The following is a 16,293-nucleotide window of genomic DNA, read 5'->3' on the forward strand; positions in this document are numbered from 1 at the left end:
CTTGCATCAGGGGTTGTTGACAGAGCATCAGCACACCTGCGTGAGTGTGGGGGCACAGCACGGCCGCACCACCGGTTTCACGCGCAACCACAGTCATTCGCAGGCTACTTGGGAGGCATGTTGCGATTCCGCACTCGCCCGGCACTGCGCCGGATCGCCCTGACCGGCGCCGCGCTGCTCGTGGCGGCCGCCGCGGTCCCCCCGGCGGCGGCCTCGGCCGCCGCGGACGGCGGGGCCGACCTGGCGCCGAAGGGGGGCGGTCTGTCCGCCCTCGTCCGCTACACGGAGAACGGCGTCCCGCACATCCTCGCCAAGGACTACGCGAACCTCGGCTTCGGCACCGGCTGGGCGCAGGCCGCCGACCAGGTGTGCGTGCTGGCCGACGGGTTCCTGACGGTGTCCGGCGAGCGTTCGCGCTGGTTCGGGCCGGACGCCGCTCCCGACGGCTCCCTCTCCTCGGCCGCCGGGAACCTCTCCAGCGACCTGTACTTCAAGGGGATACGGGAATCGCGCACGGTCGAGAAGCTGCTGGCCACGCCCGCGCCCGCCGGTCCCGGCAAGGACGTCAAGGAGCTGATGCGCGGCTGGGCCGCCGGGTACAACGCCTGGCTGGCGCAGAACAAGATCACCGACCCGGCCTGCAAGGGCGCGGGCTGGGTGCACCCGGTGACCGCCGTGGACGTGGCGGCCCGCGGGTACGCGGTCGCGGTGCTCGGCGGCCAGGGCCGCGGGATCGACGGGATCACCGCGGCGCAGCCGCCGGGCGGGGCCGCGGGAGCCCGTACGGCCATCGGCGGGGATTCCGGGGCGGGGGCCCGTACGAGCGCCCCCGCGCCCGGCGGCGGGATCGACCCGGCGGCCGCGGCCGAGGCGGCCCGGCAGCTCTTCGACACCTCGCGCTACGACATGGGGTCCAACGCGGTGGTCTTCGCGGGTTCGGCCACCGCGAACGGCAGCGGTCTGCTGCTGGGCAATCCGCACTACCCCTGGCAGGGCGGGCGCCGGTTCTGGCAGTCGCAGCAGACCATCCCCGGCGAGCTGAACGTCTCCGGCGGTTCGCTGCTCGGCACGGTGGTCGTCAACATCGGCTTCAACGACAAGGTCGCCTGGAGCCACACCGTGGCCACCGGCGTCCCCGTCAATCTGCACCAGCTCACCCTGGACCCGGCGGACCCGACGGCCTACGTGGTCGACGGCGTGTCCGAGAAGATGGTCCCGCGGACGGTCAGCGTCCCGGTCAAGGGCGGCGCCCCGGTCAGCCGCACCCAGTGGTGGACCCGTTTCGGCCCGGTGGTCACCTCGCTCGGGGCGTCCCTGCCGCTGCCGTGGTCCGCGACCACGGCCTACGCGCTGAACGACCCGAACGCGGTGAACCTGCGGGCCTTCGACACCTCGCTCGCGATGGGCAAGGCGCACTCGGTGGCCGGGATCCAGGACGCGCAGCGGCGCACCCAGGGGCTGCCCTGGGTCAACACGCTGGCCGCCGACTCGGCGGGCGCGACCCTGTTCACCCAGTCCCAGATCGTGCCCCGGATCACCGACGAGCTGGCGGCCCGCTGTTCCACCCCGCTGGGCCGGGCCACCTATCCGGCGGCCGGGCTCGCGGTGCTGGACGGTTCGCGCGGGGACTGCGCGCTGGGCTCGGACCCGGACGCGGTGCAGCCGGGGGTGTTCGGCCCGGCGAAGGCGCCGACCCTGCGGGACGCGGTGTACGCGGAGAACTCCAACGACAGCGCCTGGCTGGCCAATGCCGAGCACCCGCTGACCGGCTACGAGCGGGTGTGGGGCACTACGGGGACGGCCCGCTCGCTGCGCACGCGCGGCGCGCTGGAGGACGTGTCGGCGATGGCGGCGAAGGGCCGCCTGACGGTGGCGGACCTGCAGAAGCAGCAGTTCGCGAACCGGGTTCCGGCCGGTGATCTGGCGGCCGCCGACGCGGCGAAGGCCTGCGCCGCCCTGCCGGGCGGTACGGCGACGGCGAGCGACGGGACCGTGGTGGACGTCGCCGCGGCCTGCCCGGTGCTGGCGCGCTGGGACCGTACGGCCGAGACGGCCAGCCGGGGCGCGCTGCTCTTCGACCGGTTCTGGCGTCGGCTGACGGCGTCGACGGCGGCGGCGAAGGACCTGTGGCTGGTGCCGTTCTCGGCGGCCGATCCGGTGCACACGCCCCGCACCCTGAACCAGGCGGCGCCCGGCGTCGGGCGGGCCCTGGCGGACACGGTCGTGGAGCTGAAGGCGGCGGGCATCGCGCTGGACGCGCCGCTCGGCGAGCACCAGTTCGTGGTGCGCGGCGGCGAACGGATCCCGGTCGGCGGCGGCACCGAGGCGCTCGGTGTGTGGGACAAGGTGGAGGCGGTGTGGAACCCGGCCGGCGGCGGTTACACGGAGGTGTTCCACGGGTCCAGCCACATCCAGGCGGTCGGCTGGGACGGCAGCCGCTGCCCGGTGGCCCGCACGCTGCTGTCGTACAGCCAGTCCTCGAACCCGAACTCGCCGTACTACGCCGACCAGACCCGGATGTTCTCGGGTGAGCGCTGGGTGACCTCGCGCTACTGCGAGAAGGACATCCTCAGCTCGCCCGCCCTGCGGGTGGTCCGGCCGCGCGAGCGGCGCTGAGGGTACGCAGCGACGTACGCGGGCCCCGGCGCGGGGGCCCGCGTGCGGTCAGGGCTTCACGGGCTGACCGCGAGGAAGAGGTAGGAGGCCAGCAGGACCAGGTGGAGCCCGCCCTGGAGCAGGGTCGCCCGGCCCGGCACGATCGTCAGGGCGCTGACCACGACGGTGAGGGCGAGCAGCACCATGTGGATCGGGCCGAGGCCCAGCAGCAGCGGGCCGGTGAGCCAGACCGAGGCCAGCGCGATGGCCGGGATGGTCAGGCCGATGCTCGCGATGGCGGAGCCGTAGGCGAGGTTGAGGCTGGTCTGGACGCGGTCGCGGCGGGCCGCGCGGACGGCGGCGAGGGTTTCCGGCGCGAGCACGAGCAGGGCGATGATCACACCGACGACGGCGTTGGGCAGGCCCGCGCTGGCGACGCCCGCCTCGATGGTGGGCGAGACGGCCTTGGCGTTGCCGACGACGGCGACGAGGGCGACCAGCAGCAGGCCGAGGCTGAGCACCGCGGCCCGGGCGGTCGGCGGCTCGGCGTGCTCCTCTTCCTCTCCGGCGGCCTCGCGGCGCTTCTTCGCGTCGGTGTCGACGGGCAGGAAGTAGTCGCGGTGACGGACCGTCTGGACCGCGATGAACAGTCCGTAGAGGGCCAGCGAGGAGACCGCGGCGAAGGCGAGCTGCGCGGTGGAGAACTCGGGGCCCGGCTTGCTGGTGGTGAAGGTCGGGATGACCAGGCTGAGCACGGCGAGGGTGGCGACGGTGCCGAGCGCGGCCCCGGAGCCTTCGGCATTGAAGACGGCGACGCGGTTGCGCAGGGCGCCGACCAGGAGCGACAGGCCGACGATGCCGTTGCAGGTGATCATGACGGCGGCGAAGACGGTGTCGCGGGCGAGCGAGGCCGTCTTGTCCCCGCCGTCGGCCATCAGCGTGACGATGAGGGCCACTTCGATGACGGTGACCGCGACGGCCAGGACGAGGGAGCCGAAGGGTTCGCCGACGCGGTGCGCGACCACTTCGGCGTGGTGGACGGCGGCCAGCACCGCTCCCCCGAGGCACAGGGCGACGAGCGCCACCGCGAAGGAGGGCAGGTCGCGCCCCCAGCTGAAGGCGAGCGCGACGAGCGCCACCACGGGGACCACGAGGGTCCAGTCGGTCAGGGGGGACGTGCGGGTTGCCGTACTCATACGGCCACGCTGCCAGACCGGCCGCCGCGGCGCGGCGCAAGGCGCGCCGCCGGGGCCCCGAGGTGGAACATCTCACACGTTGTCCGGGCGTTTCGGGCAACCCTCCGCTTCGGGCAACCCTCTGTTTCGGGCACCCCGCCCGCGTCTCACAGAGCGCGCTCGTGACCCTCCCAGTAGGGATCGCGCAGCCGCCGCTTGTACAGCTTGCCGTTGGGGTCGCGGGGCATGGTCTCGATGAAGTCCACCGTCTTGGGCCGTTTGTAGCCCGCGAGCCGCGCCTCGCAGTGGGCCAGGATCTCCGCGGCCAGCGCCTCGCCCGGCTCGTGGCCCTCGGCCGCTTCGATGACCGCCTTGACCTCCTCGCCCCAGTCGCCGTTCGGGATGCCGAAGGCGGCGGCGTCGGCGACGGCCGGGTGGGTGAGCAGGGCGGACTCGATCTCGGCCGGGTAGATGTTGACCCCGCCCGAGATGATCATGTCGATCTTGCGGTCGCGGAGGAAGAGGTAGCCCTCCTCGTCCATCAGGCCGAGGTCGCCGACGGTGAAGAAGTCCCCGATCCGGTTCTTCTTCGTCTTGCCCTCGTCCTTGTGGTAGCTGAAGCCGCCGGTGCTCATCTTCATGTAGACGGTGCCGAGTTCCCCGGGCGGCAGCCGGTTGCCGTCGTCGTCGAAGACGGCCAGCTCGCTGATCGGCCAGGCCTTGCCGACCGTACCGGGCTTCTTGAGCCAGTCCTCGGCGGTGGCGAAGGCGCCGCCGCCCTCACTGGCCGCGTAGTACTCCTCCACGCAGCTGCCCCACCACTCGATCATCGCCCGCTTGACGTGGTCGGGGCAGGGCGCGGCCCCGTGGATGGCGTGGCGCATCGAGGTGACGTCGTACCCGTCCTTGACCTCCTGCGGGAGTGCGAGGAGGCGGTGGAACTGGGTGGGCACCATGTGGGTGTGCGTGGCGCGGTGCGCGTCGATCAGGCGCAGCATGTCGGCGGGCGTCCACTTGTCCATGAGGACGAGCGGGTGGCCGATGTGCAGGGAGGCGCCCGCGAATTGGAGCACGGCGGTGTGGTAGAGCGGGGAGCAGACGAGGTGGACGTTCCCGTCGAAGGGGCGGATGCCGAAGATGCCGAGGAACCCGCCGAGGTAGGTCTCCTCCGGGAGCTTGCCGGGCAGCGGGCGGCGGATGCCGCGGGGGCGGCCGGTGGTGCCGGAGGTGTAGTTCATGACCCAGCCGAGGGTCCGGTCGGCGGGCGGCTCGGCGCTCCGGCCGTCGAGGAGTTCGGCGTACGGGCGGAAGCCGTCGACGGCTCCGACGGCGTAGCGGTGGCTCGCGGGCAGCCCCGCCTCGTCGGCCGCGGCGGTGGCGGCCTCCGCGAAGCGCTCGTGGGCGATGAGCACCTTGGCGCCGGAGTCGGAGACGATCCAGGCGATCTCGGGGCCGACCAGGTGGTGGTTGACCGGTACCAGGTAGAGACCGGCCTGGGCAGCGGCGAGGTAGGCGGTGAAGAACTCGACGCCGTTGGGCAGGACGACGGCGAAGACGTCGCCGCGCTCCAGGCCCGCCGCGCGCAGGCCGTGGACGAGGCGGTTGACGTCGCCGTGCAGGCGGGCGGCGGTCCACTCCTCGCCCTCGGGGGTGATGAGCACGGTGCGGTCGGGGTCGGCGGCGGCCTGGGCCCAGAAACCGTTGGGGGGTGTGTCGGTCATCCTGTCGGTCATCCTGTCCGCTCCTCAGGCTCGGCCGGCGATACGGGTGATGCGGTCGATGGCCCGCTCGAAGCCGCGGGTGAGGTCGTCGAAGACGGCCTGGACGCTGCGTTCGCTGTTCATCCGGCCGACGATCTGGCCCACGGGGGTGCCGAGCAGGGGCTGGACCTCGTACTTCTGGATCCGCGAGACCGCCTCGGCGACGAGCAGGCCCTGGAGCGGCATGGGGAGCGCGCCGGGGCCGCTCGGATCGTCCCAGGCGTCCGTCCACTCGGTGCGCAGCTGGCGGGCGGGTTTGCCGGTCAGGGCGCGGGAGCGGACGGTGTCGCCGGAACCGGCGGCGAGCAGCTTCTCGGTGAGTGCGCGGGAGTGCAGGTCGGCCTCGGTGGTGGTGAGCCAGAGCGAGCCGAGCCAGGCGCCCTGGGCGCCGAGGGCGAGTCCGGCGGCGATCTGTTCGCCGCTGCCGATGCCGCCCGCGGCGAGGACCGGGAGCGGGGCGACGGCTTCGACGATCTCGGGCACCAGGACCATGGTGGCGATGTCGCCGGTGTGGCCTCCGGCCTCGTAGCCCTGGGCGACGACGATGTCGATGCCCGCCTCGGCGTGGCGGCGGGCGTGGGTGGCGGTGCCCGCGAGGGCGGCGACGAGGACGCCGTGGTCGTGGGCGCGCCGGATGACGTCGGCGGGCGGGGAACCGAGGGCGTTCGCGAGGAGTTTGATGGGGTAGTCGAAGGCCACGTCGAGCTGGTTGCGGGCGACCTGTTCCATCCAGCCGGTGATCCGCCAGCCGGAGGCCTCGCCGTCGGCGAGTTCGGGGACCTGGTGTTTGGCGAGGGTCTCGCGGACGAACTCGCGGTGCCCGGCCGGGATCATCGCCTCGATGTCGGCCTCGGAGATCCCGTCCACGGCCTTCTTGGCGGGCATGACGACGTCGAGGCCGTAGGGCTTGCCGTCGGTGTGCTCCTGCATCCAGTCGAGATCGCGTTTGAGGTCGTCGGGGGCGGTGTAGCGGACCGCGCCGAGGACGCCGAATCCGCCCGCGCGGGTGATGGCCGCGGCGACCGCCGGGAAGGGCGTGAAGCCGAAGATGGCGTGTTCGACTCCGAGTTTCCTGCTCAGCTCCGTCTCCATGGGCGGCAGGATGCCGCAGGGCGCGACGCGAGGGAAGAGATTTTCTGATGCTGTGTCAGATTCTTTGCGGGCCGGTCGTGACGGGGTCGACGGGATGCGCGGGCAGATACTGGGTGGCGCGCTCGACAGCGGACAGGAGGGCCGGTCATGAACCAGGGCACGGGGGTCGTCAGGGGCGGGAGTGACGAGGGAGGGGAAGCCGGTGCGGGGGGAGGAGCCGGTGCGGGCGGAGGGGCCGGTGGGAGTGGACGGCCCTCCTCCGGGGGCGAGGGCCCGGGCCGCCGCCCGTACGAAGGTGACGGCCTGAGCCGCCGTCGGCTCGGGGCGCGGCTGCTCGCGCTCGGCGGGGTCCTGCTCGTGCACGCGGCGCTGCCCGGTGGAGCGGCGGGGGCGTCCGGGTGGGGGGCCCGGGGAGCGGACGGCGCCGCGGCGGGCCCCGGCACGGGCTCCGGCGCGGGCGGGAATCCGGTCGAACGGCGCGCCTTGCAGGGACTGCGCCTGCGGTACGGGTCGGCCCGCCAGGCGGGACTGCTGGAGCGCCACCTGGAGGCGACGGCGGAGGAGGCCCGGCGCTTCCTCGGCCCCTCCCCCGAACACCCCTACTACGCGGGGGCCGTGGTGCTCGCGGGGCGCGGCCGGACCGTGGCCCTGCACCGGGCGATGGGCCACGCCGTCCGGTACGCGGACTACGACGGCCGGACCGACCGGGTCCGGGAGTTCCCGGCGGCGGAGCAGATCGCGATGAGCGAGGACACCGTCTTCGACCTGGCCTCGCTGAGCAAACTGTTCACCTCGGTGCTCGCGGTGCAGCAGATGGAGCGGGGACGCCTGGAACTGGAGGCTCCGGCGGCCCGCTATCTGCCGGAGTTCACCGGCGGCGGCAAGGAGGCGATCACGGTCCGCCAGCTCCTGACCCACACCTCGGGGCTGCGGTCGTGGGCGCCGTTCTACCAGGAGTCCACGCGGGCGGGGCAGCTGAGGCTGCTGTGGTCGGTGCGGCCACAGGACACTCCCGGGAGCGTCTACCGGTACTCCGACCTGAACCTGATCACCCTGCAACTGCTCCTGGAACGGATCACCGGCCGCACGCTGGACGTCCTGCTCCGCGACGAGATCACCATTCCGCTCGCGATGCACCGCACTCGTTTCAATCCCCCGCTCTCGTGGCGCCGCGTCACCGCCGCCACCGAGATCCAGCGCCCGCCCTGGTCCGGGCTGGACCGCGGGCTGGTGTGGGGCGAGGTGCACGACGAGAACGCGTACGCGCTGGGCGGGGTGGCCGGTCACGCGGGGGTCTTCGGCACCGCCTGGGACCTGGCCGTCCTCGCCCGCACCCTGCTCGACGGCGGCGCGTACGCCGGGAAGCGGATCCTGCGCCCCGCCTCCGTCGAACTGCTCTTCACCGACTTCAACACTGCCTTCCCCGGCGACGACCACGGCCTCGGCTTCGAGCTGTACCAGCACTGGTACATGGGCGCGATGGCCACGCCCCACTCCGCCGGGCACACCGGATTCACCGGCACCTCACTGGTCCTGGACCCCTCCACGGACTCCTTCCTGATCCTGCTGGGCAACTCGGTGCATCCCGTACGGACCTGGCGGGCCGGCAGCGCACCGCGGGTGGCGGTGGGCAACAGCTTCGCCCGGGCGGTCCCCGTCCGCACCCGGCACGGCGGGCCCGCGTGGTTCTCCGGGACCACCCCCGGCGCGTCCGGCACGCTCACGCTGCCGCCGCTCACGCCCGCCACCGCCGAGGCCCGGCTGCGCTGCGCGCTGTGGTGGGACACGGTCCCGGGCGCGGGGGGCTTCCGGGCCGAGGCCGCGCCCGGACCGGACGGGCCGTGGCAGCCGCTGCCGTTCAGCACGGTGCGCTCGACCGGGGGCAGCCCCGAACAGTGGCCGGACGGCGCCGTCACCGGCTGGTCGGGCCGCATCTGGCACCGCCTGGAGGCCCCCCTCACCGCGTGGGCCGGCCGCGAGGTCCACCTGCGCCTGCGGTACGAGGCCACCGGCCGCTACGTCGGGCGCGGGGTGTACGTCGACGTCATCCGCGTGTCGGAACGCACCCGCCTGCTCTTCGCCGAGGACCGCCCGGCCGACGCGTCCCGCCTCGTGGCCTCGGGCTGGACCCGCTCGGCGGACTGACGCCGACGGCGGGATCCCGCTCCGCCCCAGGGGGTGTCTGGTGGATCTCCGCGGCGTCGCGACGCCCCACGGAAATCCACCAGACACCCCCTGATCGCCGTGGCGCCGCGCCGGCCCCGGTCGGCCGGGGGACACTGCACCCGTCGACGTCCCCCCTCCCGCCCCCGGAAGGTTCTCCGTCATGCCCCTGGACCCGTCCCTCGCCGTACTCCTCGAAAGCGTCAACGCGGCCCCCAGGGGGCGCATCGCCGACGCCGATCCGGCAGTCCTGCGCGAGGGGGAGCGTCGTTCGAACGCGATGGTGGCGCCGACGGCTCCGATCGAGGTCGGGTCCGTGGCGGACGACACGGTCCCGGGGGCCGCCGGTCCCGTACCGGTGCGGGTCTACCGGCCCGGCGGCGCCACCCGGTCCGCCCCGACCGTCGTCTTCTTCCACGGCGGCGGATGGATCGTGGGGGACCTCGACACCCACGATCACGTCGCCCGCCGGATCTGCCGCGACGCGGGGGCCGTCGTGGTCGCCGTGCACTACCGGCGGCTCCCCGAGGACGCGTTCCCGGCCGCCTTCGAGGACTGCCTCGCCGCGGCCCGCTGGGTGGCCGGACACATCGACGCCTACGGCGGCCTTCGCGACCGGCTGGCCGTCGCGGGCGACAGCGCCGGCGGGGCCCTGGCCGCCTCCGTCGCCCTCGCCTTCCGCGACGACGGGGAACCGCTCGCCGCCCAGCTGCTCGCCTACCCCGCGACGGACCGCACCGCCGCCGAGTACCCCTCCTACACCGAGAACGCGGAGGGCTACCTGCTCACCCTCCAGGACCTCCGCGACCTCACCTCGATCCTCACCCGGGACGACGCCCGCACCGCCGACGACTTCCGGTGCTCCCCGCTGCGCGCGGCGAGCCACGAGGGCGTCGCCCCCGCGGTCATCGCCACCGCCGCGTACGACCCGCTCCGTGACGAGGGCCTGGCCTACGCCGACGCGCTGAAGGACGCCGGTGTGGACGTCTTCGTCCGCGACTACGACGGGCTGGTCCACGGCTTCCTCAACATGTTCGCCGTCTCCCCCGCCGCCGAGTCCGCGGTCGCCGAATTGACCGGCGAACTCACGGCGCGCCTCAGCGGGCCTCAGCGGGCGTAGGAGCCGAGGCCGACCAGGCAGTAGACGTACTCGTTGAGGGTGACCGCGCCGCGCGAGTAGCGGTAGGAGAACCCGTACTGCGTCTTGGGGTTGGAGTTGCAGCGGTTCATGTCCGAGGTGCCGGGGATGCTCTCGATCACCTTGTAGTGCGCGTCCGACGCCGAGCACGGGACCTCGCGCACGTTGTCCACGCGCTGCGCGGTCGTCGAGTCCGGCAGCGTGCCGTTGAGGCAGGTGCCCCGGTCGAAGGGGCTCGGGGCCGCCTCGGGGGTCGGGACGCCGGGGACGGGCAGGGCGGTGGCCGGGGTCTCCACGGGGCGCGGGGGCGGGGCCGGGGCGGGCGTCCACGCGCTGTACGACGGCACGGGCGTCACGCTCGCGGTATCGGTCGCGGTCGCGGTCGCGGTCGGGCTCGACGTCGGGGAGGAGGACGCGGTGTCGGCGCCGTGGTCGCCGCTGTTCGCCACGACCAGCCCGATGATCACGGCGGCGGCGACCCCGAGGACCCACCAGCCGGCCCGCGAGCCCGGGTTCCGCGCCGGTGCGGGCTGCCCGAGCCACTCCACCGGGCCCTCACCCACGGCCGGCTTCACCTGGATGCGCAGCAGCACCTCGGCGTCGCCGACGCGCGCCCGGACGAGGTCGCCGTCCTGGGACGGCGGGATCCTGAGCCGGGCGGTGCCGGTCGCGAGGGGTACGGAGAGGATCACCCCGTAGGTGGCCTGCTGTGGGGTGATCGATATGGGGATCTCTTGCGAGGACACCAGCTGCTCCCGTAAGTGTGGCCGTGCGGACGCCACTTGACGGGCCCCCGGGTCATCTTCCCGGTTGCGCGCCGGGTGACGCAGGCGTTCCGTCCGAACACCTGGGGCATAAACGCCGTGCCCCCGGGCGTTGTTGATCGTTGAGGGTTCAACACCGATAGTCGACATCTGGAGGCGGACCGCACATGACCGGCATCGACTGGGACCACCCGACCGACCCCAAGCCCGGCTGGCAGCTGGACCACGTCAAGCAGTACGTCGGTTCCCGCGGGGCCGAAGGCCAGTTCTGGAACGGCACCCAGACCCTGCTTCTCACCACTCTCGGGCGCAAGAGCGGGAACCCCGTCCGCACCCCGCTCATCTACGGCGAGAAGGACGGGCGGTACTTCATCGTCGCTTCCAAGGGCGGCGCCCCCGAGCACCCGCTCTGGTACCTGAACCTCACCGAGCACCCCGAGGTCCGCATCCAGGTCGGTCCCGAGATCATCCAGGGCACGGCCCACACCGCCGACTCCTCCGAGCGCGCCGCGGCCTGGTCCCTGATGGTCGAGCACTGGCCCGCCTACGAGGAGTACCAGACCAAGACCGACCGCGAGATCCCGGTCGTCGTCATCGAGCCGCTCGGCGCGTAGCGGGCAGGCGCGCGGCGGGCGCGGCGCGCGGCCGGCAGGTCAGCGGCCCAGGACCGCCATCGCGGCATTGTGCCCCGGCACCCCGCTGACCCCGCCGCCGCGCACCGCGCCCGCCCCGCACAGGAGCACGTCGGGGTGCCGGGTCTCCACGCCCCAGCGCCCGGCACCCTGCGCCGATGCCGATGCCGACGCCGTCTCCGGCTCCGCGAAGGGCCAGGACAGGTCCCGGTGGAAGATGTGCCCGCCGGGCAGCCGCAGTTCGCGTTCCAGGTCGAGCGGCGTCTTGGCCTCGACGCAGGGGCGGCCGTCGGCGTCGACGGCCAGGCAGTCGGCGAGCGGCTCGGCGAGGTGCGCGTCCAGCTGGGCCAGGGTCGCGGCGAGCAGCACCTCCCGGGTCCCCCGGTTGTCCTTCTCGAACAGCCGGGCCGGGGTGTGCAGCCCGAACAGGGTGAGCGTCTGGTAGCCGCGCCCCGCCAGGTCCGCGCCGAGGATCGAGGCGTCGGTCAGCGAGTGGCAGTAGATCTCCGAGGGCGGCGCGGACGGCAGTTCACCGGCGGCGGCCTCCCGGTGGGCGCGCGCGAGCTGCTCGTAGCCCTCCGCGATGTGGAAGGTGCCGGCGAAGGCCTCGCGCGGATCCACCGAGGTGTCGCGCAGCCGGGGCAGCCTGCGCAGCAGCATGTTGACCTTGAGCTGCGCGCCCTCGGGGGCGTCCGGCGCGGTGTCGCCGAGCAGCCGGGCCAGCGCCTGCGGGGAGGCGTTGACCAGAACCTTGCGGGCGCCCACCCGGCCTTCGCCGCGCTCGGTGCGGTACGTGACCTCCACGGGGCCGCTCGGCTCCGATCCGGCGCCGGGGTCGACGTCGATCCGTACCGCCTCGTGCCCGGTGACGATCCGCGCCCCGGCCGCCCGCGCGGCGGCCGCGAGGGCGTCGGTGAGGGCGCCCATGCCGCCGACCGGGACGTCCCAGTCGCCCGTACCGCCGCCGATCACGTGGTAGAGGAAGCAGCGGTTCTGGGCGAGCGAGGGGTCGTGGGCGTCGGCGAAGGTGCCGATCAGGCCGTCCGTGAGCACGACGCCGCGCACCAGGTCGTCGGCGAACCGCTCCTCGACCGCGCGCCCCAGGGGTTCTTCGAACAGCATCCGCCAGGCGTCCTCGTCGTCGATGCGCGCCCGCAGCTCCGCCCGGGTGGGCAGCGGTTCGGTGAGGGTGGGGAAGACCCTGCGGGCGAGGCGGGCGGTGCTCGCGTAGAAGGCCCGCCAGTTCTCGTACTCCCGGTCCGAGCCGGTGAGCCGGGCGAAGGACGCGCGCGTACGGTCCTCCCCGCCGCCCACGAGCAGTCCGCCGGGCCGGCCCGCGCGCTCGGTGGGGGTGTACGAGGAGACCGTGCGCTTGCGGACGGCGAACTCCAGCCCCAGGTCCCGCACGATCTTGTCCGGCAGCAGGGAGACGAGGTAGGAGTAGCGCGACAGGCGGGCGTCGACCCCGGCGAAGGGGCGGGTGGAGACGGCGGCGCCGCCGGTGTGCCCGAGCCGTTCCAGGAGCAGGACCGAGCGTCCCGCGCGGGCCAGATAGGCGGCGGCCACCAGGCCGTTGTGCCCACCGCCCACGATCACCGCGTCGTACACGCCCTGGAACCGCTGCTCCTTGGTCATGGCTCTTGGTAGCACACCTGCCCGAGCCGCTCCAGACAGTGCGCCTCGTCCGCGTGCGCCGCCACCGTGTCGGGGTGGTCGGCTCCGAGCACCCGTTCCCGGGCCCCGGCCACCTCCTGGTACACGGGCAGCGCCTCGTCCCAGCGGCCGAGGCGCCCCAGGCCCACCGCCACCTCGCGGCGGCTGACCAGGGTGTCGGGGTGCTCGGGGCCGAGCGACCGGGCCCGCAGCGCGGCGACCTGCCGGGCCTCGGCGACCGCCTCCTCCCAGCGCCCGAGGCGGCCGAGGTTGACGCCGACGACGTGGCGGGCGCGCAGGGTCTCGGGGTCGGCGGCGCCGTAGCCGCGGGTGCGGTCGCGCGCCAGCGAGCGGAACAGGTCCAGCGCCTCCGGGGTCCGGCCGAGCCGGCCCAGGCCGATGCCGACCTCGTAGCGGGCGGCGAGCGTGTCGGGGTGGTCGCGGCCCAGGATCCGCTCGCGGGCCGCGGCGACCTCGCGGTAGGCGGCGAGGGCCTCCTGCCAGCGGCCGAGCTGGCCCAGCGCGTAGCCGACCTCGTAGCGGGTGAGGAGGGTGTCCGCGTGGTCCGGGCCGAGCACCCGGGCCCGGGCGGCGGCCACTTCCTCGGCGGTCCGGTGCGCGTCGGCGAGCCGGCCGAGGCGGGACAGGCTGAAGGCCAGGTTGTGGCGGCAGCGCAGGGTGTCGGGGTGGTCGGCGCCCATGATCCGCTCGCGGGCGGCGAGCACCGTGCGGTAGACCTCGTGCGCCTGCTGGTGGCGCCCGAGCTGGCCCAGGACGTACGCCGTCTCCTGGCGCGCGGCGAGGGTGTCCGGGTGGTCGGGGCCGAGGGTGCGGGCGCGGCCCTCGGCGACCTGGGTGTGCGCGGCCAGGGCGTCGGCGGGGCGTCCGGCCCGGCTGAGGGCGAAGGCGTGCGCGGAGACCGCGGCCAGGGTCTCGGGGTGGTCGGGGCCGAGCGGGCGCGGGCGGACCTGGCCGTAGGCGGCCGTCAGCCGCGGGTCCTCGGGCGCGGGCGGACGTACGGTGCCTGCCGCGGGCGAGGTCGCGGCGGCGAGGGGGTCGGCCGCGGCGGGGTCCGCCGGGGCGGGCTCCGGCTGCGGGACGGGCACCGGGAGCGGCTGCGGGGCCGATTCGCGGGTGGACTGGGCCTCGGAGGGTTCCCGGACGGGCACGGCGGGGCGCGCGGCGGTCCACGAACCGGTCAGCACGGCCCACGCGCCGCTCGCCGGGCGGGCCTCCAGGCCCGCCTTGCGTCCGGCGGTCATGCCGAGCGCCCATGCGGGCAGCGCTCCGGTCGTGGCGGGTTCGGCGGCGGGGCCGCGGCGGGCCCCGGCCAGGCGCCGGTGCAGGGTGCGGGCGTCGGCGGGCCGGTCCTCGGGGCGCTTGGCCAGCAGGTCCAGGACCACCTGCTCGAAGTGGACGGGGAGTTCGGGGCGGTGTTCGCGCGGCGGCACCGGCGCGGTGTCCCGGTGGCCGACCAGGACGGACCAGGAGTCGCCGAGGTCGAAGGGCGGGGCCCCGGTGGCGATCTCGTAGAGGACGCAGCCGAGGGAGTAGAGGTCGCTGCGGTGGTCGACCTCGCCGCCCGCGATCTGCTCGGGCGACATGTAGTGCGGGGTGCCCATGGCCATGCCGCCGCCGGTGAGCTTGGCGGTGAAGCCGATGTCGGCGGCGAGCCGGGCGATCCCGAAGTCGCAGATCTTCACGGTGCCGTCGGTGAGCCGCATGATGTTGGCGGGTTTGAGGTCGCGGTGGACGACGCCCTGGTCGTGGGTGTATCCGAGGGCGGCGGCCAGCTGCTCCGCGATGTCGACGACGTCGTCGACGGGCAGCGGGCGGGCGTCGTTCTCCTCCAGCAGTTGGCTGAGATTGCTCCCTTCGAGCAGCTCCATGACGAGGTAGAGGGGTCCGCCCGTGGCACTGTCGTCACCGAAGTCGTGGACCACGGTGACGCCCCGGTGCTGGAGCGAGGCGGCGACGCGGGCCTCGCGCCGGAAGCGCTCGCGCAGGACCTGCGTGAAGTGGGCGTCCTGTTCGGCGCCGAGCGGTTTGAGGCACTTCACGGCGACATGCCGGCCGAGCGACTCGTCGCGGGCACGCCACACCTCGCCCATGCCACCGCGACCGATCAGATCGAGCGACCTGTACCGGCCCTGGATCAGTCTGGACTCAGCCATGTCCTACTGCCGCCCCCGTTGTCGTGCGCCACCCTCCCCGGCCGGTCCAGTATGGCCGCTGAAGTGCGCAGTGCGTGCGTCGAGGGGCGGCTCCCGGGGCCCATGCGGCGCATCGCTCTCAAGATGTGACCTGGCGGCAGCTGCCAGCGCAGACCTGCGGGAATGCTGCGCAGGGCGAGGCCGGTGAGGCGCAGGCGCCGGGTGACGGTGCGCGGGGCGGGTGCGGGGCGCCCGTACAGCCGGTGCGCGTACGCCGGGAGGGATCCGTAGGCCAGTCCGGCGAGCGGCCGCCACAACAGGTTTCGGCCAGGCACGAGGAGCGGGTGGACGGGCGGGGAGCGCAGGAAGTCGTCGACGGCGCGGGCGTCCGCTCCGGCGGCGAGGCGGGGGCGGACCTCCTCGAAGTACGCGGCCAGTTCCGCGGTGGTGGCGGGCACCTTGGCGGGGTCGAGACCGACGAGGCGGGCGTTGGTGCGGTTCTCGTCGACGTACCGGTCGGCCTGGGCGGCGGTGAGGGTGGCGCCGGAGCGGCGCAGTATGTGCAGGAAGGAGTCGATCTGGGCGCAGTGGACCCACAGGAGCAGCTCGGGATCGTCGACGGGGAAGCGCTCGCCGGTGGCGGGATCGGTGGCGGACAGCGTCCGGTGGATCTTGCGGACGCGGGTCCCGGCGCGTTCGGCGGCCTCGGTGGTGCCGTAGGTGATGGTGCCGACGAAGTCGGCGGTGCGCAGCAGCCGCCCCCAGGCGTCCTGCCGGAAGTCCGAGTTCTCCATCACTCCGCGGACGGCGCGCGGGTGGAGGGCCTGGAGGTAGAGCGCGCGGACTCCGGCGATCCACATGATCGGGTCGCCGTGGCACTGCCAGGTCACGGATCCGGGGCCGTACAGCCCGGGGTCGGCGCCCGCGCCCGTACCTTTGTTCGTACCCTCGCGCGCACCCTGGTCCGCACCATCATCCGCGCCCTCGTGCCCGTACGGCGTTGCGCTCATCGGTGGCCTCCCGTCGCCCGGGGTCGAGCGTACCGACCGGACGGTGCTGTCGGGAAGATCACAGGGGAGCTGGCGGGAACGGGCGGGGCGGGGCGGCGCGCCCGGCCAGAATGGGGACTGAAGAGGGGGAATCCCCCGTGTCCGCATAGGGGAGTTGG

Annotated in this window: 11 protein-coding genes; 4 read left to right on the plus strand and 7 right to left on the minus strand. The window is 74.1% G+C overall.

The features are described from left to right. The first annotated feature begins 117 nt into the window (after positions 1-117). On the plus strand, positions 118-2,616 hold the full coding sequence (locus OHS33_RS02430) for a penicillin acylase family protein (RefSeq protein ID WP_330328708.1): 2,499 nt from the start codon (positions 118-120) through the stop codon (positions 2,614-2,616). A 56-nt stretch (positions 2,617-2,672) separates the two neighbouring features. On the opposite strand, the gene OHS33_RS02435 is transcribed toward OHS33_RS02430, so the two are convergent. The 3 genes from OHS33_RS02435 to OHS33_RS02445 all read right to left on the minus strand — a co-directional run bounded on the left by OHS33_RS02435 (position 2,673) and on the right by OHS33_RS02445 (position 6,622). Continuing rightward, positions 2,673-3,791 carry a calcium:proton antiporter gene (locus OHS33_RS02435; RefSeq protein ID WP_330328709.1) on the minus strand — a complete coding sequence of 373 codons (1,119 nt, stop codon included), beginning with the start codon at positions 3,789-3,791 and terminating at the stop codon, positions 2,673-2,675. Between the two features lie 146 nt (positions 3,792-3,937). Next, positions 3,938-5,491, minus strand: a complete 1,554-nt coding sequence (locus tag OHS33_RS02440; RefSeq protein ID WP_330328710.1) for an acyl-CoA synthetase — start codon at positions 5,489-5,491, stop codon at positions 3,938-3,940. A 24-nt stretch (positions 5,492-5,515) separates the two neighbouring features. Then, positions 5,516-6,622, minus strand: coding sequence for a nitronate monooxygenase (locus OHS33_RS02445; protein WP_330328711.1), 1,107 nt, complete (start codon positions 6,620-6,622; stop codon positions 5,516-5,518). A gap of 147 nt (positions 6,623-6,769) precedes the next feature. On the opposite strand from OHS33_RS02445, the gene OHS33_RS02450 reads away from it, so the two are divergent. Together OHS33_RS02450 and OHS33_RS02455 are read left to right on the plus strand one after the other, a co-directional pair. Beyond that, positions 6,770-8,767, plus strand: coding sequence for a serine hydrolase (locus OHS33_RS02450; protein WP_330328712.1), 1,998 nt, complete (start codon positions 6,770-6,772; stop codon positions 8,765-8,767). Between the two features lie 181 nt (positions 8,768-8,948). Continuing rightward, a complete protein-coding gene (locus OHS33_RS02455) occupies positions 8,949-9,905 on the plus strand; it encodes an alpha/beta hydrolase (protein ID WP_330328713.1) in 957 nt (318 codons plus the stop codon). On the opposite strand, the gene OHS33_RS02460 is transcribed toward OHS33_RS02455, so the two are convergent. Then, a complete protein-coding gene (locus OHS33_RS02460) occupies positions 9,893-10,669 on the minus strand; it encodes an LppU/SCO3897 family protein (protein WP_330328714.1) in 777 nt (258 codons plus the stop codon). The two genes, OHS33_RS02455 and OHS33_RS02460, sit on opposite strands and share 13 nt — an antisense overlap. A gap of 185 nt (positions 10,670-10,854) precedes the next feature. Between OHS33_RS02460 and OHS33_RS02465 the strand changes: the two genes are divergently transcribed. Further along, complete coding sequence (locus tag OHS33_RS02465) at positions 10,855-11,301, plus strand: nitroreductase family deazaflavin-dependent oxidoreductase (protein ID WP_330328715.1); 447 nt, start codon at positions 10,855-10,857, stop codon at positions 11,299-11,301. A gap of 39 nt (positions 11,302-11,340) precedes the next feature. Here OHS33_RS02465 and OHS33_RS02470 read toward each other — a convergent pair whose 3' ends face one another. The 3 genes from OHS33_RS02470 to OHS33_RS02480 are packed head-to-tail and all read right to left on the minus strand — an operon-like array spanning position 11,341 to position 16,135. Continuing rightward, positions 11,341-12,954, minus strand: a complete 1,614-nt coding sequence (locus OHS33_RS02470; protein ID WP_330328716.1) for a phytoene desaturase family protein — start codon at positions 12,952-12,954, stop codon at positions 11,341-11,343. Beyond that, the gene (locus OHS33_RS02475) at positions 12,951-15,146 is read right to left on the minus strand and encodes a serine/threonine-protein kinase (RefSeq protein WP_330328717.1); all 2,196 of its coding nucleotides are present in this window, start codon (positions 15,144-15,146) and stop codon (positions 12,951-12,953) included. Before OHS33_RS02475 ends, OHS33_RS02470 begins: the two co-directional genes overlap by 4 nt. After that, positions 15,128-16,135 (minus strand): oxygenase MpaB family protein, encoded by a 1,008-nt coding sequence (locus OHS33_RS02480; RefSeq protein ID WP_330328718.1) that lies wholly within the window; start codon positions 16,133-16,135, stop codon positions 15,128-15,130. Before OHS33_RS02480 ends, OHS33_RS02475 begins: the two co-directional genes overlap by 19 nt. Positions 16,136-16,293 lie beyond the last annotated feature (158 nt).

The sequence above is a fragment of the Streptomyces sp. NBC_00536 genome (assembly GCF_036346295.1).
GTDB lineage: Bacteria > Actinomycetota > Actinomycetes > Streptomycetales > Streptomycetaceae > Streptomyces.